This window comes from Thermosinus carboxydivorans Nor1 (assembly GCF_000169155.1).
GTDB classification, from domain to species: Bacteria; Bacillota; Negativicutes; order Sporomusales; family Thermosinaceae; genus Thermosinus; species Thermosinus carboxydivorans.
In genome coordinates, this window is the sequence record NZ_AAWL01000001.1 from 71005 (window position 1) to 95543 (window position 24539).

Consider the following 24539-nt stretch of genomic DNA (forward strand, 5'->3'; position numbering starts at 1 on the left):
TCATGTTTTGGGCCCGGTATGGCGGGCTTTAAATAGTTTGGCAAAACGGTACTTCTGTTTTCCATCGTCCAAGAGCGAATATACTACCGGTACGACCAGCAGTGTCAGGATGGTGGAAGTAATCAGGCCACCAATAATGGCATGGGCCATCGGCGCCCGTGCTTCAGCACCAGGTCCGATGCCGAAAGCAAGAGGCAGCATACCGAACACCATGGCCGCGGTAGTCATCATGATAGGCCGCATCCGGATGCGGGCGGCTTCCACCAGGGCGGTATCGCGGTCGATGCCTTCCGCCCGGCGCTGTTTGGTAAAGTCGATGAGCAGGATGGCGTTTTTCGTTACCAGGCCCATGAGCATGATAACCCCGATCAACGACATGATGCTGAGGTCGCTCTTCATAACCAAAAGTCCCAGGATCGCCCCGATAATCGCCAGGGGCAGCGACAGCATGATGGCAAAGGGGTCAATGTAACTTTCAAACTGGGCGGCCAGCACGAAGAAGATAAAGATGACCGCCAAGGCTAGCGCCATACCGATGCTCGTAAAGGATTCGCCCATTCGCTCGGCTTCGCCGGTGGCAACAAAACTGTACCCTGGTGGCAGCGGAATTTGCTTTAATTTTTCCGTCAACACTTTATTAAATTTGCCAAGAGAAGTCCCTTCCAGGTTGGCTGACAGCTGAATTTGTTTTTGCCGGTCATAGCGGCGGATTTCGCTCGGGCTGGTGGCATATACCGTTTCGGTTACCTGGGACAGCGGCGCCATAATGGTCTGACCGCGGCTGTCGCGGTATTTTGCGGGCAGGTAAATGCCGGATAAGTCGCTTAAGCTAACGCGGTTTTCAGGGGCAAGGCGGATGCGCACATCGAACCGGTCATCGCCGTCCTTGTACTGGCTGACTACCAGTCCGTTGAACATGGTGCGCAGTGTATCGGCCACGCTGGCCGTAGACACGCCAAGGTCGGCGGCCTGGTCATGCTTGATCCGGATCTGGGCGTCCGGTTTGCCCGGTTTATAGGTTGAGGTAACATCTACCGCTCCCGGCGTCATCTCGATGACATGCTGGGTCTGCTCGGCAATTTCGGCAAGGGTGTCCAGGTTTTCGCCCCGGATGACTAGTGTGACCGGTTTGCTTTCATTTAGTCCCGCTTTTTTGGTTACACTGACCTTCACACCCGGGATGGCGTTGAGTTTGCCGCGCAGTTCGGCGATAATCTGGTCGTCGCTGCGTTTGCGCTGCTGCTTTTCCGTCAGTCGGGTATAAATCTTAATGGTGTCGGCGTCAGCCACGCTGTACGTCATCGTGACTTCCGGCACGGCGCGGATGATTTCCGTCAGCCGGTCGGCCAGCGCTGACGAGCCAGCCACGCTCATGCCGGCATCAACGTCGACGGTCACGGAAAATTCGGCATTATCGGTACGGCTGATAAAGTTCGAACCCAGGAAAGGAACAAGCCCCAGGCTGGCGATAAACATCAGCACTGCCGCCGCCGCTACCTTGCCCCGCTTGGTTAAGGCCGACGCCAAAAAAGCGCTGTACCGCTCCGTCAGGCGGTCAAAGTGCCGGTTCCACCAGGTAATGAACCGCCCCAGGGCATTGTTTTTTTGCCCGTGGGCAATATCCAGGTAGTTGGCGGACAGCATCGGCGTGAGCGTGAATGCGACGAACAGCGATACCAGTACGCTGAACGCAACGGTAATGCCGAACTGTTTAAAGAACTGGCCGACAATGCCGCTCATCAAGCCTACCGGCACAAACACCGCCACTAAGGTAAGGGTAGTGGCCGTAACGGCCAGGCCGATTTCCTGCGTGCCTTCCAACGCAGCGGTAAATTTATCCTTGCCCATTTCCATATGGCGGACAATGTTTTCGATGACTACGATAGCGTCATCGATTAACAGGCCAACCGCCAGGGACAGGGCCATCAGCGACATGGTGTTTAGAGTAAAATTGAGCAGTTTCATAATGAAGAAGGTGGAAATAATCGACGCCGGTATGGCGATGGCGCTGATCATGGTGCTGCGCCAGTTGCCGAGGAACAGGAAAACGATGGCCACGGCCAGTACGCCGCCCAGCACCAGGTTGAAGATCACATCGTCCACGGACTCCTTAATGGTCCGGGAATTATCGCGCACCAGGACAAGTTCAACCCCGGGCGGCAGGTCTTTTTTCAGCTCCTCCAGAACTTTTTTCACATCTTTGACGACCTGGACGGTGTTGGTTCCTGACTGCTTCATGATGTCAAGACCGATCGCTTCCCGACCGTTGAACTTGGTAATACTGGTTGGTTCCTCGGTGGTGTCCGTTACCGTGGCAATATTGGCGACATATAGCTGGACGTTGTCGCGCCGGCCGACAGGAGCGTTTAAAAAGTCTTGCACAGTTTTATAGTTGCCAGCCGTCCGCATGACCACTTCCCGGTCGCCGTGCGTGACCTTGCCTCCCGGCACTTCCAGGTTTTCGCCGCGCAGGTTGTCGACAATTTCCGGTATGGTCAGGCCGTAGGCGGCGATTTTATCTTTGTCTAAATTAATCTGGATTTCGCGCTTGCTCGCGCCGTAAACGTTAATTGCGCCAACGCCGTTAACAGTTTCCAGGCGGCGTTTGATGACATCATCGACCAAAATGGTAAGTTCGCGCACGCTCATGTTGCCGGTGACGACGACAGAAGCGATGGGCGCTTCCGACGGGTCAAACCGCATGATGACCGGTTCATCAGCGTCCTGCGGCAGTTCGCCCCGGATGCGCCCGATCTTGTCCCGCACGTCTTGGGCGGCCGTTGCCGGCGAGGTTTCCAAGGTAAACTCAATGGTGGTGTAAGACACGCCTTCCCTGATAGTGGAATAGATGTGCTTCACGCCAGCGATAGAACTGACCGCCTCTTCCACTTTTTGGGTAATCTTTGTTTCAACCTGTTCTGGGGAGGCGCCGCGGTAGGTTACCATGACGGTAACGTAAGGAAATTCGACATTAGGCCATTCGTCGACATTGAGTGTTGCATAGCTGAAGAAGCCCAGGACAATAAGCGCCAAAATGGTTACTGTGGCGAAAACCGGGCGTTTTAAACTAATGCTTGTCAGTATCATAGCCTTCTCCTTACTTTGCTACAAAGATTGCGTCACCGTCTTTAAGCTTGTTGACGTTGGTGATAGCGACAAGCTGCCCCGCCGTAAGCCCGCTTTTGATTTCAATGTAGTCACCTAACGGCGCGCCTATTTCCACCTGGCGTCTTACCGCTTTATCGCCGTCAACTACATAGACGTAGTAAAGTCCCTGCTTTTGAAAAAGGGCGGCCTGGGGAACGGTTAAAACCGGCGCTTCCTCGCCGGTAATCAGCTGTACTTTAACAAACATACCGGGTTTCAAGAGGCCCTCGGCATTATCAATGGCAATTTTGGTGCGGAACATGCGGCTCGATGCACCGGCGGCAGGGTTGATGACGGCCACCTTGCCGGTAAAAGTGCGGCCGGGATAGGCGTCAACCGTGATTTCGGCCGTTTGTCCGACCCGCACCGCCCCCGCGTCTTTTTGCTCAATATTGACGACGGCATAGACATTGTTAATGTCTTCAACCGTTAAAAGCTGCATTCCCGCTGCCACCACCTGGCCGATGGTAGCTGTTTTGTTGGCAACTATGCCGTCGACCGGCGCGGTGACGGTAGCATAACCGTACTGTTGCCGGGCGCTGGACAGATTGGCGTAAGCGCTGGACAGGTCGGCCTGCGCCACTTTGAGGCGAGTTTCCACGCTGTCGAGCATTTGGCGGGAAATGGCGTTTTGCTGATAAAGCGTCAAATAGCGCTGATAGTCGGCCTGCACATTGTCGTAGTTGGCCTGCGCCCGCGTTACGGCGTCCTGGGCCATCCGGACGGCATTGGCCAGCTCGACGCTTTCCAGCGTGACAAGGGGCTGGCCGGCGGTAACGCGCTGGCCGTCCTGAACCAGCACCTGCTCGATGCGGCCGGCGATTTTGGCGCTTACGGTCGCTGATGTTTCGCCTTCAATCGTGCCGGTAAGGGTAATCTTGGGTACCTTGCCCCGCATGCTTGCCTCGGCTACCGTTACGGCAAGGGCGGAGGCGGCCGGCGCTTCTTTTTGGGCCTGGCCAATCGGGATTATTCCTTTCTGCACGGCAAGGATAAGGGCGATAGCCGCCATAATCGGCACAATCCAGTATTTTCGTTTAAATCCTCTCACTGATTGTCACTCTCCCCAGCCTTTGTCAGTACACCGTTTAAAAATACATCGGTCACGGCATCCAGTGCTTCGGAAAGACTAAGATTGTTTTCCGCTAGAAAACGGTAATCGAGCAATTCGCCGACAGCGCCGAGCAACATCTGGGCTGCTACCCGGCTGTGAATCGGCCGGATGAAGCCTTCTCTTTTGCCAGCCTCCAAAAGGTTCATAACAACTGCCGTGTGTTCCCGGCGGTACCGTTCGATTTTTTGCCATTCCTGAGGTCTGAACTTTTTAATATCCTCCATGACCCAATCGTTGATTTTGCCAAACAATTTCGGCCTTACGGTCAACACGGCAGCAAGCAGCCGGGGAAACGGCTCGGCACTGGCAAGGATTTGCTCCTTCTGGGCCACCATATCAGCTAAGGCGGCATCAATAATTGCCGCAATTAATGCATCCTTGGACGGATAATATTGGTACAGCGTTTTTTTGCTAATGCCGAGCCGCGCCGCGACCGCATCGACGGTGAATTTTACGCCCCGTTCGTTCATTTCCTGAGCAGCGGCTGCCAATATGCGTTCTTTCATCACTTCTCCTCCCAAGCCGTTTATATGTATGGATTTTTCTGTCAACGAAGGAAACTATTTTTGTTTTTATAGTTTCTAAATTGATATTAGCAAACTATGCGCACAGAGGCAAGCTTTTTTTATGTGACACACTGTACCCGTGATACGCTGGTGCCCCAAAATAAGGTCAGGCTGTGGGGTGCCCGGCAAGCGGCAGCGGAATACAATGTAGCAGACATGGCGACAAGGGGCGAGAAAACATGAGCATGCAAAAGCGGTTTAGCCGGTGGAACGAATGGCTGGCCCGGCGGATGTTTTTGCTGGTGCTATTGGCGTTGGGCCTTGGTTTTAGTGTGAAGCTGCCGGCAGGGCCGGCTGTTAAAGGGACGGTGATTGTCCTTTTTGCTTACATGACTTTCGTTACTTCCATCGGCGTTAGTTTTCGTCAGTTTTTTCGCGTTCTCAGCCGCCCATGGGTGCCGCTGTGGGTGCTTGTTCTTGTCCACGTTGTTACACCGCTGGTGGCGTGGGGGGCGGGCCAGCTTTTTTATCCCGATGATGCCCAGCTGCGCCTGGGCTATCTTATCGGTGCCTCTATTCCCATTGGCGTAACGTCGATAATCTGGACATCGCTTACAAAGGGCAATTTGGCCGTGTCGTTGGTGGCGGTTACTCTCGATACCCTGGCAGCCCCGGTGCTGTATCCGCTGTTTTTCAAGGTAGTGGCCGGGCAGGCGCTGGCTTTTGATTTTGCCGGCATGGTATTGGAACTTCTGGGGATGATTACCATCCCCAGTCTGGCGGGTATGGCCCTCCATGATGCAGGGGGCGGCCGGTTTGCCCGGTTTGCCAAAACGGCCGGCGGCTGCAGCGCGAAAGTAGCTTTTTTTCTCGTTGTCTTTATTAACGCCTCGCTGGTGGCCCCGGCAATGGAGTGGAGCCTGACGCTGCTAAAAATGCTGCTGGTCAGCTTGCTGATGGTGACCGCCGCCTATGCGGTGGGTTTTCTTGGCTCCTTCTTCTTACGGGTGCGGTCGCGCGACATTGTCATGGCCATGATTTACAATGTGGGCCTGCGTAATATCGCTTTTGGCCTGGTGGTAGCGTTAACGTACTTTCCGCCGGTGGTGGCGGTGCCGGTGACGCTGTTTATGCTGTATCAGCAACCGCTGGCTACCATTATTCCCTATTTGTTTGCCCGGTTTGACCGCCTGTGTCGGTCGGAATAAACCCGGCTGGGAACAGGCTTTTGCCAGGGCAAAGCGGTTCACTATTAGGTTACGGCCATAATCGGGGCGGTGGCAGCGGAATAATAAAAGGAAGCAGGAGCGAGGATAGTCAACAGGGAATTGATGGAGAGTGACAATATTGTTGCCGCAAAGGACGGAGATAGATGAAATTACCGCAGGTTTTTCTGGAAAAAATGCAGGATCTGCTGGGCGGCGAATTCGCCGCTTTTCGCCAGAGCTATGAGCAGCCGCGGGCGGCGGGGCTTCGGGCGAACAGCCTGAAAGTGACGGCGGCAAATCTGCGCGAGCTTTTGCCGTTTGCCGTCGAGCCGGTGCCATGGTGCCCGGACGGCTTTTATTACGATGATACCGCTGTACGGCCGGCCAAACACCCCTACTTTTATGCCGGACTGTATTATATCCAGGAACCGAGCGCCATGCTGCCGGCCCAGATGCTGTCCGCCCAGCCGGGAGAGCGGGTGCTCGACCTGTGCGCCGCCCCGGGCGGCAAGTCGGTGCAGCTTGCCGGTCAATTGGCGCGGCAAGGACTACTCGTTGCCAACGACATTCATCCGCAGCGGGCGAAGGCGCTGCTAAAAAATCTCGAGCGGTGCGGCGCCGTTAACGCCGTGGTGTGTAATGAAACGCCTGACCGTTTGGCCCGAGTCTTCACCGGCTTTTTCGATAAAATTTTGGTCGACGCCCCCTGCTCCGGGGAAGGCATGTTCCGCAAAGACCCGGACATGGTCCGGGCATGGAGCGAGCAGGCGGTGACCAAATACGCCGCCTGGCAGGCGGACATCCTTCGCCATGTCCCGGCCATGCTGCGCCCCGGCGGCACGGTTGTATACTCAACATGCACCTTCTCGCCCGAAGAAAATGAGGAACAGATAGGCCGGTTTCTCGTCGGCCATCCGGATTTCGCGTTAGAAGGCAGCGAGCGGCTGTGGCCTCATAAGGTACGGGGCGAAGGGCATTTTGCGGCCAAAATGACCCGCCGACAGACGTCTGCCGGGGACGAGCCTGTTTCGGCGTTGCCCCGGCGGACGCCGCTTGCACCGGCGGTGCGGCAGGCGCTGGCTGACTTTGCCCGTCAGGTATGGGGTCACGCCGACGCCTGGGCAGCGTGGCTGCCGGAGGACGGTACGGTTGTTGAGCGGGCCGGCCATGTCCTGTGGGAAAGCGCTGCTCTTCCTGACTTAAAAGGGCTAAAAATCTTGCGTTCCGGCTGGCTGCTCGGCACGGTGGAAAAGGGGCGGTTTCGCCCCAGTCAGGCGCTGGCCCTTGGTTTGCCAGAGCCGGCCGTCGCCAATGCCCGGCAGCGCTGTGACTTTACTGCCCGGGATGAAGCGGGGCGGTATGCCGCCGTCCGCTATTTGCGCGGCGAGACCGTCCAAGTGGACGAACGGGATTGGCCGGCCGGCTGGCATCTGGTGACGGTGGACGGCTTCGCCTTGGGGTGGGCTAAGGGCGCCGGCGGCTGGCTGAAAAACGAATATCCTCCCGGCTGGCGCTGGGAGGACGGGGAGGAAGGATGAGATGGCCGGCAAAGAGCGGCAGCGGCTGGACAAAGTGCTGGCTCATTTGGGTTATGGTTCACGGCGGGAAATTAAAAAAATGGTAAAGGCCGAGCGTGTCATCGTCAACGGCGCGGTTGTCCGCGACCCGGAGCTGCATGTTTTTCCCTGGCAGGATCGCATCGAAGTGGATGGTGAGCCCATCCATTACCGTGAATATATTTATTTAATGATGAATAAGCCCCAGGGCGTACTATCGGCCACCGAGGATGCGGCCGGTAAAGTGGTGGTCGACCTGCTGCGGCCCGAGCATAAGGCTTTTGCCCCCTTTCCTGTCGGCAGGCTGGATAAGGATACCGAGGGACTGCTGCTATTGACCAACGATGGCCAGCTGGCCCACCGGTTGCTTGCGCCGAAAAAGCATGTGCCGAAGCGTTACTACGCCCGAGTGAAGGGCGTAGTAACCGATGAGGACAAGGGAGCTTTCCAGGCTGGCATTACGCTCGACGACGGCTACCGAACGCTGCCGGCCGAGCTAACCATTTTGCACGCCGGTCCGGTGTCGGAGGTCGAACTGGTCATATATGAAGGTAAATTCCATCAGGTTAAGCGCATGTTTGCCGCCCGAGGGAAAACGGTTACTTACCTCAAACGGCTGGCCATGGGAGCATTGGTTTTGGACGAAAAATTAGCTCCCGGCGAGTACCGGGAGCTGACAGCAGACGAACTGGCGTCGCTCGGCGCAGTTCAAGTTTCGTAGACCACTTTGCCGCCGACGATGGTGCACACGGCCCGGGTAGCGGGGATGGCTTCCGGCGGGATCGCCAAAATATCCTGTGACAGAACGACGATGTCGGCCAGCTTGCCAGGCGTAAGGGAGCCTTTTTCGTGCTCGGCAAATTCAGCATAGGCGCCGCTCACAGTGTAGGCGCGGACGGCTTCTTCTACCGTTACTTTTTGTTCTGGTACCCAGCCGTCCGGATATTGGCCATCTTTGGTGCGGCGGGTTACAGCAGCATAAATGCCGAGGAAGGGGCTGAGGGGTGCGACCGGCCAGTCGGTGCCGAAAGTGACGGTGACGCCGGCATCTAACAGGGAGCGGAAGGCGTAAGTGTAGCGGCAGCGGGCGGCGCCCAGGCGGCGTTCGGCCCAGCCGCCGTCGTCGAGGATGTGGGCCGGCTGCACGGAGGCGATAACGCCCAGGGCGGCCATACGCTTAATATCTTCCGGGCGCAGGTGCTGGGCGTGCTCGATGCGGAAGCGCCGGTCACGGGGCCCATTGGCGGCCATGACCGCGGCAAAAATATCAAGCAGTAAATGGTTGGCACGGTCGCCGATGGCGTGGACGGACACGCTTAAGCCGGCCCGGTCGGCAGCGCCGATGCGCTCCTGCATGCTGCCAGGGGGATACATCTCGTCTTGCAGCAGGCCGGCAGTGTGGGGGGCATCACAGTAGGGCTCGAACATATATGCAGTGGCCGAGCCGAGGGAACCGTCAACAAACCCCTTGACCCCGCCCAGCCGCAGCCACTTATCCGCCGGCGCCCCCTCGGCGCGGAGGGCAACCTGCTGTTGCCAGCTAGTCAAAGGCGTGCGGGCGTAAATGCGCAACGTCAGTAGTCCGCGGGCGTGAAACCGGCAAAAGGCATTCCAGTCGTGCCAGTCTTTCCAGGCGGTTACGTCCTGCACCGAAGTCACGCCCAGCGCTGCGGCATGGCGGAGGGCGGCGGCCAGCGCCGCATCATATTCCTTTTCCTCAGGCGGCGGAATGACGCGCTGCACCAACTCCATGGCGGCGTCCCTAAGGATTCCGGTAGGCTCGCCGGTCGCCGGGTCGCGATCGAGCTGGCCGCCGGCCGGGTCGGTCGTAGTACGGGTAATACCGGCAAGGGTGAGGGCGGCGCTGTTGGCGACGGCCATATGCAGGTCGCTGCGGGTTACAAAGACAGGGTGGTTAGGTGTATAAGGGTCGAGCAAGGCTTTGTCCGGCAGCTTGCCGTCCGGCCATTCTTCCTGGTCCCAGCCGCCACCGGTCACCCACTGGCCGGGCGGCAGGGCGCGAGCCCGGCGGGCGATTGTCTCCGCGAACGCCTGGCGGGTAGCCGTTCCCCGCAGGTCAAGAGTAAGCAGCTGGAGACCGCCCATCAGCAGATGGGTGTGATTATCAATGAAGCCCGGCAGTGCCCGCCGGCCAGCAAGGTTGATAAGTTCGGTGCGCCGAGCGCGGTAGGGGCGGACCGTTGCTTCATCACCTACGGCCAGGATACGGTCGCCGCTGATGGCGACAGCCGTGGCGGCAGGACATGCCGCATCGCCAGTCCAAAACAGCCCATTATACAGGATAAGATCGGCGGTCGGGGTAGTCATAGCATACCTCCCGGTTTCCATATTTTTTATAATACGGCGCAGATGAACTGCCAGCAGCCTTAACTGGATTTTAGGATATAGATTCCGGCGATCATAAAGCCGATACCGATAAGCGACCGTCCGATCGATACTTTATCGCCGAGGATGACGATCGAAAAGAAGAGGAGAAATAGATAATAGATAAGCGTTATTTTGTTTTTTCCACGAAATGCACGATTTTCCTGCCGTCGCCTCGCCAGCCGCGCTTGCGGCGCTTGCCGTTATTTTTGGCTGGGCAAGCAGACGTTCGGCAGGGAATTTGGTAGAAGCAAGCGAACTCAATTTTTGAATATTATGGCCATGCTTTGCGGGAGAGAAAACAATTGTTGACACGCCGACAATTTTTGAAATTGTTCGCCACAACGGTTGCGGTAACGAGCGCCTTGGAACTTGTTATGCAGATGCCTACCGGCAGTGGTGCCGCCAACCGGGAAATTCCTATCTTGCTTTATCACCGGGTAGGACATACCCGCGGCCACCTCACCGTCTCGCCCGAGCGGTTCGCCGCCGATTTGGCCGAACTGGCCGCCGCTGGCTACCGGACAATTACCCTTGAGCAGTTTGAAGCATTTCTCCAGGACCGCAATGTTGAACTGCCTGATAAACCGCTGCTCATCACTTTCGACGATGGATACCGGGATAACTACGAGCAGGCTTTTCCTCTTTTGCAGCGGTACAATATGCAGGCCGCCTTTTTTATCATTACCGGGATGATCGGTCAGCCGGAGCGGCTGTCGGGCGCTCAGATCAGGGAGATGGCCGGCGCGGGCATGTCCTTTGGTTCCCATACCGTCAGCCACCGCAGCCTGGGTGACCTGCCGGTGCCGGAAATTCAGCAGGAGCTGGCCCTCTCCAAGTTTGACCTGGAGGACTTACTTGGCCGACCGGTGCGCTCCATCGCCTATCCCAAGGGCAGCTATAATTACGATACGATCAAACTGGCCGAGGAAAACGGCTATGTCGCCGGGTTTACCACCCTTCACGGCAAAAGCTCAAAGAAGACCCACCCATTTGCCTTGCGGCGCATCCCCTTGTTCAGTTTTGACGGCGATATTTGGACGATTATGGCCAAACGGGGGCGGGCGGAGTGAAAAGCAAAAGCATCAGGACCATCTCGTCAGTCCTGATGCTTTTATATTGCCCGTCGGATCCTAAAACATGCCTTTTTTCCATAGGGTAAATGCACTGATACCGGTAATAGTTGTCGACAACAGGAATACATAGAAGAACCCATAATCACTGTCTTTAAAGGGTACATCGACGTTCATCCCCCAGAAACTGGCAATTACTGTGGGAATGGCCAGCAAGATGGTCATGGCCGCGAGAAATTTCATGACTATGTTTAGATTGTTGGAAATGATGGAAGCAAAGGCATCCATCATGCTGCTAAGGATGTTGCCATACATTTCGACCATTTCGATGGCCTGCTTGTTTTCAATGATGACGTCTTCCAAGAGGTCTTCGTCTTCTTCATACATTTTAATCAGGTGCTGCAGTTGGGTGTTGCTGCGCAGGCGCAGCAACTTTTCCAGTACGATGCCGTTGGACCGCAGCGATGCGGTGAAATAGGTAAGGCCTTTTTGTAATTCTAGGAGTTGGAAAAATTCCTGATTTTGCATCGACTGCCGGAGCTGCAGTTCAATATCGTCGGAGCGGCGGTTGATTTGCTCGAGATATTTAAGATACAGCGTGGCCGATTTGTACAGGATTTGAAACAGAAACCGCGTCTTTTTAAAGGTGCTGAAGGTTTTGGCAGTGGCGCTGTTGAAGCAGGCCAGGACGTCGTTGGGCTCCAGACAGACTGTGATAAAGCAGTCAGCGGTGATAATAATGCCGAGCGGCAGCGTATCGTACATGTCTTTGCCCCGCATAATGGGAATGTTGGTAATTACCAGTACATAGTTATCCTCGATTTCCACACGGGACCGTTCTTCCTCGTCCAGCGCCGCCTTGATGACGTCGTGCGGCAGACTAGTAACGGCCGCAACGGCGTCGATTTCTTCTGCCGTGGGGTTGATAAGGTTATACCATGCCCCCTTGACCGGTGTCGAATTAAGCGACAGTTCGTACAGCGTTTCACAATTGCTCTTATAGATTTTGAGCACGGTGTTTCCTCCTTTCGTGTGGGGAAACACCCATTCTTGTATTTCTAAAACTTAGAAAAGCAAGAAAAATGGATATTTCCCCTCTTTTGTTGTAAAAATAATCGTGTCGATGAACTAGGTCGGTCTACATCCATTTTTCTCACCTGCCCGAGTTTTTTTATCTGTTTACTTAAACTATAATCCTATATACTATAATAGTCAATAGAAAGGATAAAAATAACCGCGCATCGTAAGGGTTGGTGCAAAATTTCCCAGGCGCATATTAGTTGACAAGGTTTTTGTTGACTGCTATAATACTAAATGTGTCGGGCACGGAGGGGTGTCCGAGTGGTTTATGGAGCTGGTCTTGAAAACCAGTGATCCCGCAAGGGACCGTGGGTTCGAATCCCACCCCCTCCGCCATTCGCGCAGGATGGTGGGAAAAGTAGCATATACGGAGTGGTACTCAAGTGGCTGAAGAGGACGGTTTGCTAAATCGTTAGGGGTCGTAAGGCCCGCGAGGGTTCAAATCCCTCCCACTCCGCCATACATAACAACAGCGGCTATCGGGCAAAGGTCGATGGCCGTTTTTATTTTGCCCTGACAGGAGAAAATTTCCTGTAGGATGAAGCAGGATTTTAAAAAAATCGGGAGAATAACCATTATGGCAAAATGCCAACCCGGCCAACGCAGCTACGGCGGGATTGCCGATAAGGGTGAGCGGAAATGGGACAACACGAAACAATTTATATCGTTGGGAATGCGAAAGCGGGGCAGAATAATCCCATCACCCTTAATTACGGTCAGTTTTTTATCGCTTTTGTCGTCCACCGGGAAACGGGCGAGATATTGGAATGCGGCGCCTCGGTGATGCTGGATGTGACCAACCGGTTTATTCGGCAGCTGTTTGTCGGAAAAAGCATGGAAACCAGTCCGTTTGAGGTGCAGAAAGAATTGGAAGCACGCTATTTCGGCTCTTCGCAGAAGGCGATTTTAACAGCCTTTAAGGACGCGCAGCGGAAATTTAATCTTTACAAGCAGGGTGAAAAAGTCGACCTGCAGGGTATATAATTTTAAGCAAGTAAATAAGAGCGCTGCTTCATTTATCATGCGTAAATGAAATCCAGCGGAAAACCCGGTGCTGTACCGGCTGTTTCCGGCTGGATTTTTGTTTGCTTGCCGGCGGGTCGACCGCAACAACCAGTGGAGGGTGATACGCCATGAAGATTACCGCAATCAAGGTCGGAAAAGTACGCATACCCCTGAAAAAGCCGTTTAAGACGGCCCTGCGCACGGTATATGCCGCGGAAGACATTGTTGTTAAGGTTATTACTGATGAGGGGGTTATAGGGTTTGGCAGCGCTGCGCCGACCGCCGTCATCACCGGCGATACCCAGGGCGCCATTGTGGCCGCCATCTGGGACTGTATTGCCCCGAAGATCATCGGGATGGAAGCCGACCGGCTGGAGGAGTTGATGGCCGCACTGGACGGGGCCGCGGTCCATAATACCAGCGCCAAGGCGGCCGTAGACATCGCGCTGTACGACCTTTTCGGCAAAATTCACGGCCTGCCGGTATACAAGCTGTTCGGTGGCTACCGGCGGGAAGTGACGACCGACCTGACAATAAGCGTCAATTCTCCGGAAGAGATGGTCCAGGACGCGTTGGAAGCGGTAGCGGCCGGCTACTCGGAACTGAAGATCAAGGTAGGTACCGATGCCGAGCTGGATATCCGCCGGGTCAAGGCCGTTCGCCAGGCCGTCGGGCCGGCCGTCAAGATCCGCTTGGATGCCAACCAGGGCTGGAAGCCCAAAGAAGCGGTCCGTACCATCCGGCGCATGGAAGACCTGGGACTGGCGATTGAACTGGTCGAGCAGCCGGTTGCGGCGCAAGACCTCGAAGGGCTGAAATTTGTCACCGATCACGTCGAAACAGATATTTTGGCCGACGAGGCTGTCTCCGGCCCGGCAGATGCCTTCCGCATCCTCGCGATGCGGGCCGCTGACCTGATTAATATTAAACTGATGAAAGCCGGCGGTTTGCACAATGCCCTTAAAATTTGCCATTTGGCGGAAACCATGGGCGTTGAGTGCATGATGGGCTGTATGCTTGAGAGCAAAATCGGCATCACGGCGGCGGCCAGCTTTGCCGCCGCGAAAAAGAACATTACCCGGGCCGATCTGGATGCGGCCGTGCTGCTGGCGGAAGACCCCGTATTAGGTGGCGTGGCTTTCGACCAAAATCGGATTTTACTGCCGGAGGCGCCGGGTTTTGGCGTCGAAGACGTAAAAGGTTGGCAGGAAATCTGATCTGGCCGGGTGGTGCGCTCAGCATGCGGCGCTTTGGCCGGACAGTTTTCCATATAGGCGGTACAAGGGAGGAGAGACAGCTGACAGCGGCTAGTGAACAGTACGTAGAATTTTAGCAAGAAAGAAGGAGGAAGTTCATTTGGGCATTGTTATTTCGTTGATTGTCACTTTTTGGGTCGGCTATCTTATAACCCGCAAGTACAAGCCACAGCCGGTCTTGTTCATGGCCGGCCTGATCCTGATGTTCTGCGGGGTGGCCTTAGGGCTGGGCGCCATCCTGCCGGCAAAAAACAGCACGGGATCGGTCTTTTTTGATGCCTTTGAGTTTATCAAACAGACCTTCAGTTCCCGGGCGGCGGGGTTGGGTCTCAACATCATGGCAGTAGGCGGCTTTGCCCGCTATATGGACCACATTGGTGCCAGCAAAGCGCTGGTTAGGCTCACTATTCGTCCTCTGCTGGCTCTACGGGCGCCTTATCTTGTGATGGCCGCCTCCTGGGTCGTAGGCATGCTACTCGGCCTGTGCATCAACAGCGCATCCGGCCTGGCCATGCTGCTCATGGTAACGCTTTTCCCCGTCCTAGTAAGCCTCGGCGTCAGCCGCCTGTCCGCTACGGCGGTGATTGCCACGACGCTTTGCCTCGATTGGAGCCCCAGCGACACGGGTACGATTTTGTCGGCGCAGACCGCCGGTCTCGATCCGGTGCTGTACTGGACCAATTATCAAATCCCAATCGCTTTAACGGTCATGCCGGTAGTGGCCGGTCTCCATTACTTTACGCAAAAGTGGATGGACAAGCGGGACGGCCATGAGGTAGTGCCCATTGTATTGGACAAGACAAATGCCGACAATGATGAAGAATGTGTTCCCATGATTTACGCTATTTTGCCTACGTTACCTCTGGCACTCATTCTGATTTTCAGCAACCTGTGGATTTCCTGGATCAAGATGGACATCATTAAGGCGATGTTTATCGGCGTGTTTATTGCCATGATCTTCGAATATGTCCGCACGCGCGACGGGAAGAAGGTCCTCGATGGCATTCAGTCCTTCTTTGACGGGCTGGGCATGCAAATGGCCAATGTTATTACCCTTATTGTCGCCGGTGAAACTTTTGCCAAGGGTCTTACTACCATCGGCACTATTGACGCCATCATCAAAGGCGCTCAAACCTCCGGTTTCGGCGCTACCGGCATGATCCTGGTGATGGTCGGCATTATCGCCGGCTGCTCCATCGTCATGGGCTCCGGCAACGCACCTTTCTTCGCGTTTGCTTCGCTGACGCCCACCGTCGCGGCCAAAATGGGGGTTGCTCCCGTTCTGATGCTGCTGCCCATGCATTTTGCCGCCAGCATCGCGCGCAGCGTATCGCCTATTACCGCCGTTATTGTCGTTTCGTCCAGCATGGGCGGTGTCTCGCCGTTTGACTTGGTGAAGCGAACCGCCATTCCTATGGCGGGCGCCATGCTTGTCAACGTTATCGGTACTTTTGTCTATTTCTACCGGTAATTATATGCAATTTTTTTCGACGCCAACATGGCGTCTTTTTTTGTACCACCACTTGCCACTTTCCGCTTACCATTTTCCAGGGTAAATAAAAGAGTTTACAACTGATGAAAATTGGCGATAATTACAAGCAGGACTTTGATACAAATTGTCGGAATTTAAGGCATTAGAGATTAGCCGTTGGCCGAGTCGATTCTTTATAGGACGAGGCGCGGACAGCGGCCTTTAGGGAATGATGGCATGAACGAACAGGACTTGCGGCCGATTGTGGAAACAAGCTATCTTAACCGGGAAAATAGCTGGCGCTACCGGGCGATTCTGCGCTACTGTTTTGTGCAGCATGAACGACTGCATCACTATGTATATCCGGAAGAAATTTACCAGCACCTGAAGGCAAGCCCCTTTTTTGCCGAATATACCGAAGACCAGCTGCAGCAGGACCTAAAGCAGCTGGTCGAGTGGAAGAACCTCATTCCTCGCCAGGAGACGGGGCGGGTACATACGATTGAGGATTTTAAACGGAAAAAGTTTCGCTATCAATGCACGCCCTACACGATTGAAATCGAGCGGATGGTGGCGCGCCTGCAGCAGTTAGGCGACAGTTTCGGCGGGTCGCTGGAGGCAACGCTGTTTGAACGGCTGCTTACTGCCCTTACCAGGCTGCTGGCGGAAGGCCCGTCGCTGCCGCCGGAAGAACTTTTTCGGGCCTGGGATGACCTTTACGGCCATTTTCGTTCCCTGGTCCAGAATGCTTCCGACTACCTTGCCCATCTCAAAAGCGATAAAGTGGAAGAACAGATGCAGACCGAGGCCTTTATCGCCTATAAATCCGCATTTACCCAGTACCTGCAGAATTTTATTCTCGGCATGCAGCGCACGGCCGCCAAAATCGAGGCCGTATTGAAAAAAGCGCCAGCCGATAGGGTGAAGCTCATTGCCGAACGGCTGGCCGAATACCAGCTCAGCATTCCCCGCCTGGACAGCCAGCCCAGCCGGGAAGAATGGGTGACATTGTACCTTGACCAGTATGCCAGTTTGGCCGAGTGGTTTTTGGGGCGGCCCAACCACCCCAGTGAACTCATCACCCTCCAGAACGAAACGACCGATACTATCCGTCGTATTGCCCGCTTTGCCCAGCGGATCAGCGAGCGCCATCAGGCTTTTCGCAGCCGGCGCCATGATTACCTCTATTTGGCGGGGTGGTTTGCCCGCACGGAGGGGTTAGACGAAGCTCACCGGCTGGCGGCGATGTTGTTTGGCGTACCCCATTCGCGTCATTTGTATGCCCAGCCGCGCGCGAGCGACGACTTTGACTTGACGGTTTGGGCCGAACCGCCAACCATAGTAACGACCGCGCCCCGCCTGCCTGGTATGCGGGAACGGAGCCGGCCGGGAGCGCTCATTGACCGCCGCGCCGAAAAAGAGGCGGCGCTGGCCGCGTATATTCGCGCCCAGCACGACCGGGAAAGGCTGATTGACCAGCTTATTGTCGACAACAAAATCGTGCTGGCCGACCTGCCGGAGGTTGACCCGCATGTGCGCAAGACCTTGCTGGCCTGGATTGCCCGCTGCATGCAGCGCGAAGACCGCACCATCCAGACGGAAGCGGGCAGACGCATCCGGCTGGTAACCGCCCCGGGCGGCCACCGGGTAGTTTTGCGCAGTGCTGACGGATGGCTGGAACTGCCCGCGTTTATTATTGAATTCGTCGACGCCCGGCCGGCTATGAAGGCAGGTGAGGCCCGTGGCTGAGATGGAAGAAGTGCGGGAGGCGTTGGCGCTGCTACTAGAGAACTACTGGATTGTTCGGGAAGAAGCCCCGGAGCAGTATAATCTCATTCGCCGGCATGAGGCTCATTTGCGGCGCTATTTTTTGGAAAAATGCGGCTGGCGGTTGATGGCGACACCGCAATTTTACAAGCTGGAAAAAATTCCGGCCCAGCCGGCGTCCTGGATGGGTATTCAAGAGTTTAGCCATCCCCGAGACTACGCGCTTTTGTGCTGTGTGTTAGCTTTTTTGGAAGAAAAAAGCGTAAATGAACAGTTTTTGCTCAGTGATTTGTGCGAAAGTTTGCTCGCGCTTTATCCGCACGAAGCGGACGAACGGCTCAATTGGGAAAGTTACGAGCATCGCCGGTCGCTGGTGCGGGCGCTTAAGTTCGCCGTGGAACGTGGCCTTGTCCGTCTGGTTGACGGCGACAGCGAACAGTTCGCCCTGCGGGCGGAAAGCGAAGCACTGTATGAAGTGACGGTGCTGGCCCGCTATTTTCTGCGCTCATACCCCAAGGATCTCCATCAGTACAAGTCGTTGGCCGAACTGCAGTCAGCCGAGCTGTTTGACGACGAGGCGACAACGGGGCGCGGGCGGCGGGCCCGGGTTTACCGGCAGCTCTTGCTTACGGCGGCGTACAATGCTGCCGACGCCCGGCCGGAAGATTTCCTCTATTTGCGGAATATGCACCGCCGGCTGCGGGACGAGCTGGAGAGCTATACGGGGCTGCAGTTTGAGCTCTATAAAGACTGTGTCCTACTCACTAGTCCGGAGCGGACGAACTGGTGCAAACAGATTTTCCCCTTTTATCAAAGCGGCCTCCACACCGTTATTCTGCACTTGGCCAGTTTTTGCCGCGACCGCTGGCCGGCCGGCGAGGGTTGGCAGCAGAGCTTTAGCCCGGTAGCATTTGAGCGGCTGGTCGGCGAATGTCGTGAATGCTATGGCGCCGGGTGGACGAAGGAATATCGCACGGCAACTCTCAGCCGGCTGGCGGCGGAAGTGTTAGCCGAACTGGAGGGGTGGAATATGGCGGCTTATGATCCGGAAACCGGCTTTATCACGCTCAGGCCGGCGCTGGCAAGGCTGGCCGGGCGTTATCCGGACGGCTGGCCGTCAAGGTCCGAGCCAGCAGACTAAACAGCCGACCCTAAAGTGAGGGATGAAAATGACAAGGCAAACCGCCCGGGAGCGGGACCAATGGCGCCTGAGTCGCGCCGGGCTAATAAACTTCTGGTATTATGACGATGAAGAATTTCATTTTGCCGATGGCCGGCTGCTCTTGCGCGGCGCTAACGGCTCCGGCAAGTCGGTGACTATGCAGAGCCTGATTACCGTGCTGCTGGACGGGGTAAAGACACCTGACCGGCTAGACAGTTTTGGGTCGCGATCACGCCGGATGGAAGACTATCTTTTAGGGGAAAAAGAGCTGGTCAATCGCGATGAACGGACCGGCTATCTCTATCTTGAATACAAGCGCCGCGGCAGCGCGCAGTACCTGACCACTGGCATCGGACTGCAGGCCCGCCGCGGCAGCAGTCTCGACTTTTGGGGATTTGTCATCACCGATAACCGGCGGATTAGACATGATCTTTTGCTATACAAAGAGGAGATTAATCCCTTGGACGGCACGGTCGAGCGCGTTCCTCTGACGCGGGCGGAGCTGGAAAGGGCAATTGGGTCCGGTGGGCAGGTGGTGCGCAGCCAGAAGGAGTATATGGAACTGGTAAACCGCCACATTTTTGGCTTTGCCTCGCTTGAGCAGTATGAGGAACTGATGAAATTGCTCATCCAGCTGCGCAGCCCGAAACTGTCCAAGGATTTTAAACCCAGCGTAATTTACGATATATTGAACGAAGCGCTGCCGCCTTTGTCGGACGAGGAACTGCGCCCGTTGTCGGAAACGATCGAGAGTATGCAGCGCACCAAAGACCAGATTGAGCAGCTGGAACGGGACAAGCAGGCCCTCGATCGGTTGTGCCGGAACTATGACCTCTACAATACCTATGTGCTGGCGGAAAAGGCCGATTTGGCCCACAAAGCAGAGCGGCGGCTTGCCAAACTGCAGCGCGAACAGGAAGAACTCCGCCAGCGGCTGGCGGAAGATGGCCGCCAATTGGTCGAGGCAAGACAGCGCCGGGAGGAGCTAAAGCGGGAAGAGACCGTACTGGCCCGAGAGCGCGAAGACCTGCAGCAGCACGATGCTTTTCGGGCCCAGCAGCAGAAACAGCAGCACGAAACCCAGCTTAATCAGGTTACCGCACTGCAGCGGGACAAGGCGGCCAAACTGGCGGAAAAACAGCGGCGCGAACGGCAGGAACAGCACAAGTTGCGCGACTATGAGGCGAGGGCGGAGGAGTGCCGCGCTCGCCAGGAAGAACTGCTGCAAGATATGAACGATGCCGCCGGTCAGGCGGCTTTTGCCGAGCATAAAGCGCTAGCCGGCGCGTTGGCTGAAGGGAACGCCGCTTTTTCATTCGCCGCTTGGCGCCGGGCCGCCGGCAGCTATAGCGGCCGGTTGAGCGAAGTGCTGGGGCTGCTTCGGCGCCAGGCCGAGCTGCAGCTGCGCCGGCAGGAAATTGACAAAGAGCTGGGCGAGGAGCGCCGGGTGTTGGACGAATACCGCGCTGAATACCGTCGCCTGGAACAGCAGTTTAGCGAAGCCCGCGACCAGCTGCTTGCGGACCTGCATTATTGGCGGCAGCAGCATGGCCGGTGGCTGCCGCTCGCGCAGGACGAACTACGCGATGCGGCGCAAGCCATTCAGGGCTTGTACGAAACCCGGGCCTGGCCGGATGTGGAGGCCCCGCTGGCTGCCGCTTACGGCCGGCGCGTGCAGGTGATAAACCAGGAACTGGGTCTTATTAATGCCGAGCTAAAGGTACTGGAAGAAGAGGAGCGGGAGCTGACGGCCGCGCTGAATGACTGGCGCGCCCGGCGCGAGCCGGAACCGCCGCGGCTGAGCGACGCGCAGGCGGCACGGGCGCTATTGGCTGAACGCAATATTCCCTTTTTGCCGTTCTACGCCGCGGTTGAGTTCAACCCCGACGTTTCTCCGGACATGCGCGAACGGATCGAGGCCGCCCTCACCGATATGGGGCTTTTGGATGCGCTCATTGTGCCCCGGCAGCGGCGGCAGGACATTCCCCCGGACATTTACGGCGCCGTCATTCAGCCAGCGCCACAAATTATGGCGGTGACGCTGGCCGATTACCTTTATCCCACGCCGGTTGACGGCGTAGCGGTGACAGCCGCCGATATCGATGACGTACTCCGCAGCATTATCGTCGAAGATGTAAAGCTTTGGGGCGAAGCGGCGGAAGACGGCGCGGGCGCCGCTCTTGCCGCGAATGGCGCCTACTGCATCGGGCCGGTGACAGGCAGAGCTCCCCGCCGCCAGACGGCCATGTTTATTGGCCGGCAGGCGCGCGAGGCGTACCGGCGTCGGCAAATTGCCGCGCTGGAAGAACAGCTGGCGGCCCTGGCGCTTAAGCAGGAAGCGCTTTATGGACGGGCGGCCGAGCTGCAGGAAACGCTGGAGCGCGCCAGCCAGGCCAAGGCCAATTTTCCCGCCGATACGGCGCTTCGTGCTTTGCACCACGAGAAGCTGGCCGTGGCCGCCAATATTTCGCGTCAGGAGCAGGCCGTTGAACGGGTGGACGCCCGGCTCCGCGCGGTTGTCCGCGACCTGCAGGAGCTGCGCGGTGCGCTTGCGCAGGCCAGCGCCGGCCTTGCGCTGCCGCTGCGGGAAGGGGACTATGCCGCGGCCGTGCAGGCAATGGCCGACTACCAGGCCAGTCTGCACGAGCTGGAATTATGTTGTCAGGACTATACCAACCTTATGGCCAACGCCCGGAGGTGTCGGGAATTTTTGACCGATATCCGGCAGGAAGTGGATGACTTAAAAGGCGAGCTACTGGTTTTGGACGGCCAGGCCGCCCAGCTGCGTCTGGCCATTGCCCACCTGGAAAGCCGTCTGCAGGAACTGGGTGCGGACGAACTCCAGGCGCGCATCCGCAACGTGGCCAGACGGCTGGACGAAATTCCGGCGGAAACGGCTGCGGTGATTGAGGCGATTGTCACCCTGCAGGCCAGTATCGAAACCGGCGAGCGGCGGCTGGCGCAGCTGACTGAGAGCTGTGCTTTCCTGGACCAGGTATGCCGGTGCTGGCAGCAGGCGGTGGAGGACGAGCTGAAATTGGGCCTTGTCTATCCTGGGGAGGGAACGTGGCCGACGGTTTCGGCTATTATCCAGGAAAAAGGCGGTATCCTGAAACAGGATCGCCTGAACCGGACGACGGTCACCGGCCGCTTGAGCGAGTCTTTTTATGCCGAGAACAATGTGCTGATGGAATACCGGATGCAGCTTGAGCCGATGACGGCTGAGTCGTACGGGCTACCTGAGTTGCCGGCAGACGTTGATGACAGCGGCGAACTGGCGGGGGAACTGGACAGGCTGCGCGAGAAGCGGCAGCGCCAGGTCATTACCCTGGACTATGAAGGCCGCCGACTAAACCCGTATCAGCTCCGGGAAGCGCTGGACCGACAGCTTGACATGCTGCGGTTGGTGTTGTCCGAGAAGGACAAAGAATTATATGAAGAAGTCATCCTCAATAACATCGGTCGTCTCATCAACCGGCGGATTAACGCCGCCGAGCAATGGGTCGAGGATATGAACCGCTTGATGCGCCAGCGTGATACGTCCAGCGGTTTGAGGTTTAAGCTGGAATGGAAAGCCAGGCCGGCGGAGCAAGATGACGAGCTGGATACTGAGGAATTGGTGCGGCTCTTACATGCCGACCCGACAGCGCTGCGGGACGACGACCTCAGCAAAATCGAGCGCCATTTTAAGGCGCGGATTGAGCGGGCCAAGCAGGCCAGCGACGGCGGGGGGCAAGGGGCGGAAAGCGCCACGACCTTTCAGCAGGCAGTGCGGGAGGTGCTCGATTACCGCCGGTGGTTTCAGTTCCGGCTGTATTATGAGCAGGCCGGCCTGACGTGGCGGGAGCTGACCGACCGGGCATTCTTTAGATTTAGCGGCGGGGAAAAGGCGATGGCCATGTATATTCCGCTCTTTTCGGCTGTTTATTCGCGCTATCAGGAAGCGCGGTACGACGCTCCCTATATTATCACTCTGGACGAAGCCTTTGCCGGCGTGGACGAAAACAATATCCGCGACATGTTTGCCTTGGTGGAACAGTTAGGCTTTAATTACATCATGAACTCGCAGGCGTTGTGGGGCGATTATGATGTGGTGCCGGCCCTGACGGTGTACGAGCTGGTCCGTCCCAAAAACAGCCCGTATGTGACGGTGGTGCGTTACCACTGGAACGGCCAAGCGCGGTCCTTAGCCGTAACCGGCGAGGACGATGGCGGCCTGTTCGAAGTGGCCGCAGCCACGCAAACAGATTAGGGGGCGTTTATGGATCGGGAAGAACTATTGACAGCAGCGGCCGCTTATTTTGGCCGGCCGGGTTTTCACCGGCTGCTGGCGGGTTTGGCCGCTAAATATCGGAGTTTGAACCGGTTAGGGGGCGTGGTCGTACTAAACGACCCCACCGCTGAAGAACGGGCCGAACTGGAAGCATTGCTGCGCCGCCGCCTGGCGCCCGGGGCTATCCGTGTATCGGCCCGGGAGTTTGCCGCCGCGCTGGCGGCGACCAAGTTTGGCGCCCTTGACCCGAAAGAAGTATTGGAAAGATGGTTGGGCAGCGAGCTAATCAGTAACCAGGAACGCCGCCGGCGGCGCTGGCGGTGCAGGGCGATGCTCCTTGAGCGGCTAACGGCGCGGTTTCCTCACCCGTTTTGCCAAAAATGGCTGCAAGCGCTGCTGGCCAAAGAGACGAACATCCGGTGGGCGCCGGACGGCAATGTAGCGCCGGCGTTTGTCGCCGATTTGGAGCTGGCTTTGCAGGCCATCAGCCGGTTGCCGGACGAGTATCAGCGCCTGCCCGTATTTGCCCAAAAGGTGTGCGGCGACCCGCACGGGTTGGACAGCGACCGCGACGCAGGCAAGCTGTTTTTGGTGGCGTTGCGCTTTCTGCGAAACGAAGAAGCGAAGACCGGCCCGGATCCGGATCCGGATAACGACCGACCGCTGTCGTCAGCCGAGGAAGTGGGCGAGCTGTTATATCATTTCCGCTTGCTGCGCGATGATGTGCTTAATTTTGCCACCTGCTACGGTCTGGCCGCCTATGCCGGCGCGAGCGAACTCATCTACTGGCGGGCGGCGGCCGCGGCCGGCGCGCCCTTAAACATTCCCTTGCGCGAGCTTGTCCGGGTTACGGCAGTAAGGCCGCTCGCGGCGCCGGCCCGGCCTGATGATTTGTTTGACGTTTATCTGGTGGAAAACTCCGGGGTCTTTTCCGCTTTGCTTGACGCGGTCACAGCGGATAGAAACGCTGCGGCCGCGCCAACTGGCGCGGCGCGCCCGTTAGTCTGCCTGCACGGGCAGTTTAAGCTGGCTTCCTGGGCGCTGCTTGATCGCCTTATTGCCAGCGGTGCCGTTCTTCACTATTCCGGTGATTTCGACCCAGAAGGGCTGCAGATGGCTCAGAAACTATTATGCCGCTATCCCGGCCGGGTGCGCCTGTGGCGGATGACGCCCGCTGATTATGCGGCCGCCCGGCCGGCAGCGCCGCTGGACGAGCGGCGGCTGAAAAAGCTGGCCGCCGTGGACCATCCCGTACTGGCGCCGTTGGCAAAGTATATTGCCGCCCGGCGCCTGGCGGCGTATCAGGAAGGGATTTTGCCGCTTTTGGCAGCTGATTTAGCTTGCTTGGCATCAGGTGTTGGCGGGTAGAGACCTTGGGTAGTGCATTTGCTATTGCAATTTAGAATTTCTAAATATATTTAAAATATACTTGTGTGTCATATCAATATGTGCTATAATTCAAACCAAAAGATTGATATATTCTGGCGTGTTACGGTAACGGCATTAGCCAGTAAGAATAGTTGTTGTTGGTTTAGC

Annotated in this window: 16 protein-coding genes and 2 tRNA genes; 13 read left to right on the forward strand and 5 right to left on the reverse strand. The window is 56.8% G+C overall.

Translation table 11 applies throughout. The features are described 5' to 3' along the window. Genes TCARDRAFT_RS00295 through TCARDRAFT_RS00305 form a run of 3 tightly spaced genes read right to left on the reverse strand, consistent with a single transcriptional unit; the run spans position 1 to position 4767 of the window. Positions 1-3087 carry an efflux RND transporter permease subunit gene (locus tag TCARDRAFT_RS00295; protein WP_007288013.1) on the reverse strand — a complete coding sequence of 1029 codons (3087 nt, stop codon included), beginning with the start codon at positions 3085-3087 and terminating at the stop codon, positions 1-3. Between the two features lie 10 nt (positions 3088-3097). After that, positions 3098-4198 (reverse strand): efflux RND transporter periplasmic adaptor subunit, encoded by a 1101-nt coding sequence (locus TCARDRAFT_RS00300; protein WP_007288014.1) that lies wholly within the window; start codon positions 4196-4198, stop codon positions 3098-3100. Beyond that, a complete protein-coding gene (locus tag TCARDRAFT_RS00305; RefSeq protein WP_007288015.1) occupies positions 4195-4767 on the reverse strand; it encodes a TetR/AcrR family transcriptional regulator in 573 nt (190 codons plus the stop codon). Before TCARDRAFT_RS00305 ends, TCARDRAFT_RS00300 begins: the two co-directional genes overlap by 4 nt. Before the next feature lie 239 nt (positions 4768-5006). Here TCARDRAFT_RS00305 and TCARDRAFT_RS00310 point away from each other — a divergent pair, with 239 nt between their 5' ends. The 3 genes from TCARDRAFT_RS00310 (at position 5007) to TCARDRAFT_RS00320 (ending at position 8252) form a co-directional block, all read left to right on the forward strand. Further along, complete coding sequence (locus TCARDRAFT_RS00310; RefSeq protein WP_007288016.1) at positions 5007-5975, forward strand: bile acid:sodium symporter family protein; 969 nt, start codon at positions 5007-5009, stop codon at positions 5973-5975. Positions 5976-6139: 164 nt separating this feature from the next. Continuing rightward, complete coding sequence (locus TCARDRAFT_RS00315) at positions 6140-7513, forward strand: RsmB/NOP family class I SAM-dependent RNA methyltransferase (RefSeq protein ID WP_007288017.1); 1374 nt, start codon at positions 6140-6142, stop codon at positions 7511-7513. 1 nt (position 7514) lies between these two features. Beyond that, a complete protein-coding gene (locus TCARDRAFT_RS00320) occupies positions 7515-8252 on the forward strand; it encodes a pseudouridine synthase (protein ID WP_007288019.1) in 738 nt (245 codons plus the stop codon). Here the strand turns inward: TCARDRAFT_RS00320 and TCARDRAFT_RS00325 are convergent. After that, positions 8240-9859: an amidohydrolase gene (locus TCARDRAFT_RS00325; RefSeq protein WP_007288018.1), complete on the reverse strand. Its 1620-nt coding sequence runs from the start codon at positions 9857-9859 to the stop codon at positions 8240-8242. The two genes, TCARDRAFT_RS00320 and TCARDRAFT_RS00325, sit on opposite strands and share 13 nt — an antisense overlap. 362 nt (positions 9860-10221) lie before the next feature. On the opposite strand from TCARDRAFT_RS00325, the gene TCARDRAFT_RS00330 reads away from it, so the two are divergent. Then, the gene (locus TCARDRAFT_RS00330; RefSeq protein WP_007288020.1) at positions 10222-10989 is read left to right on the forward strand and encodes a polysaccharide deacetylase family protein; all 768 of its coding nucleotides are present in this window, start codon (positions 10222-10224) and stop codon (positions 10987-10989) included. Positions 10990-11049: 60 nt separating this feature from the next. Here the strand turns inward: TCARDRAFT_RS00330 and TCARDRAFT_RS00335 are convergent, their stop codons facing one another. Further along, entirely contained in the window at positions 11050-12003 is a 954-nt protein-coding gene (locus TCARDRAFT_RS00335) for a magnesium transporter CorA family protein (protein WP_007288021.1), read from the reverse strand. Positions 12004-12316: 313 nt separating this feature from the next. Here TCARDRAFT_RS00335 and TCARDRAFT_RS00340 point away from each other — a divergent pair. The 9 genes from TCARDRAFT_RS00340 to TCARDRAFT_RS00380 all read left to right on the forward strand — a co-directional run bounded on the left by TCARDRAFT_RS00340 (position 12317) and on the right by TCARDRAFT_RS00380 (position 24371). Then, positions 12317-12405: transfer RNA gene (locus tag TCARDRAFT_RS00340), tRNA-Ser, on the forward strand. A 33-nt stretch (positions 12406-12438) separates the two neighbouring features. Continuing rightward, positions 12439-12529, forward strand: a tRNA-Ser gene (locus TCARDRAFT_RS00345). Positions 12530-12708: 179 nt separating this feature from the next. After that, a complete protein-coding gene (locus TCARDRAFT_RS00350) occupies positions 12709-13053 on the forward strand; it encodes a DUF3870 domain-containing protein (protein WP_007288022.1) in 345 nt (114 codons plus the stop codon). Positions 13054-13202: 149 nt separating this feature from the next. Beyond that, positions 13203-14291, forward strand: a complete 1089-nt coding sequence (locus tag TCARDRAFT_RS00355; protein ID WP_007288023.1) for a dipeptide epimerase — start codon at positions 13203-13205, stop codon at positions 14289-14291. A 139-nt stretch (positions 14292-14430) separates the two neighbouring features. Continuing rightward, positions 14431-15801: a C4-dicarboxylate transporter DcuC gene (gene dcuC, locus TCARDRAFT_RS00360; RefSeq protein ID WP_007288024.1), complete on the forward strand. Its 1371-nt coding sequence runs from the start codon at positions 14431-14433 to the stop codon at positions 15799-15801. Between the two features lie 237 nt (positions 15802-16038). Then, the gene (locus TCARDRAFT_RS00365) at positions 16039-17550 is read left to right on the forward strand and encodes a TIGR02677 family protein (RefSeq protein ID WP_007288025.1); all 1512 of its coding nucleotides are present in this window, start codon (positions 16039-16041) and stop codon (positions 17548-17550) included. Between the two features lies 1 nt (position 17551). Beyond that, entirely contained in the window at positions 17552-18709 is a 1158-nt protein-coding gene (locus TCARDRAFT_RS00370; protein WP_040682909.1) for a TIGR02678 family protein, read from the forward strand. A gap of 28 nt (positions 18710-18737) precedes the next feature. Continuing rightward, the gene (locus TCARDRAFT_RS00375; protein ID WP_007288027.1) at positions 18738-22982 is read left to right on the forward strand and encodes a TIGR02680 family protein; all 4245 of its coding nucleotides are present in this window, start codon (positions 18738-18740) and stop codon (positions 22980-22982) included. Positions 22983-22991: 9 nt separating this feature from the next. After that, on the forward strand, positions 22992-24371 hold the full coding sequence (locus TCARDRAFT_RS00380) for a TIGR02679 family protein (RefSeq protein WP_007288028.1): 1380 nt from the start codon (positions 22992-22994) through the stop codon (positions 24369-24371). Positions 24372-24539 lie beyond the last annotated feature (168 nt).

Excerpts from the sequence above, each read along its gene's own strand:
- TCARDRAFT_RS00295 (WP_007288013.1), bottom strand. The coding sequence starts at position 3,087 with ATGATACTGACAAGCATTAGTTTAAAACGCCCGGTTTTCGCCACAGTA.
- TCARDRAFT_RS00305 (WP_007288015.1), bottom strand. The coding sequence starts at position 4,767 with ATGAAAGAACGCATATTGGCAGCCGCTGCTCAGGAAATGAACGAACGG.
- TCARDRAFT_RS00310 (WP_007288016.1), top strand. The coding sequence starts at position 5,007 with ATGAGCATGCAAAAGCGGTTTAGCCGGTGGAACGAATGGCTGGCCCGG.
- TCARDRAFT_RS00315 (WP_007288017.1), top strand. The coding sequence starts at position 6,140 with ATGAAATTACCGCAGGTTTTTCTGGAAAAAATGCAGGATCTGCTGGGC.
- TCARDRAFT_RS00320 (WP_007288019.1), top strand. The coding sequence starts at position 7,515 with ATGGCCGGCAAAGAGCGGCAGCGGCTGGACAAAGTGCTGGCTCATTTG.
- TCARDRAFT_RS00325 (WP_007288018.1), bottom strand. The coding sequence starts at position 9,859 with ATGACTACCCCGACCGCCGATCTTATCCTGTATAATGGGCTGTTTTGG.
- TCARDRAFT_RS00350 (WP_007288022.1), top strand. The coding sequence starts at position 12,709 with ATGGGACAACACGAAACAATTTATATCGTTGGGAATGCGAAAGCGGGG.
- TCARDRAFT_RS00355 (WP_007288023.1), top strand. The coding sequence starts at position 13,203 with ATGAAGATTACCGCAATCAAGGTCGGAAAAGTACGCATACCCCTGAAA.
- TCARDRAFT_RS00365 (WP_007288025.1), top strand. The coding sequence starts at position 16,039 with ATGAACGAACAGGACTTGCGGCCGATTGTGGAAACAAGCTATCTTAAC.
- TCARDRAFT_RS00370 (WP_040682909.1), top strand. The coding sequence starts at position 17,552 with ATGGAAGAAGTGCGGGAGGCGTTGGCGCTGCTACTAGAGAACTACTGG.
- TCARDRAFT_RS00375 (WP_007288027.1), top strand. The coding sequence starts at position 18,738 with ATGACAAGGCAAACCGCCCGGGAGCGGGACCAATGGCGCCTGAGTCGC.
- TCARDRAFT_RS00380 (WP_007288028.1), top strand. The coding sequence starts at position 22,992 with ATGGATCGGGAAGAACTATTGACAGCAGCGGCCGCTTATTTTGGCCGG.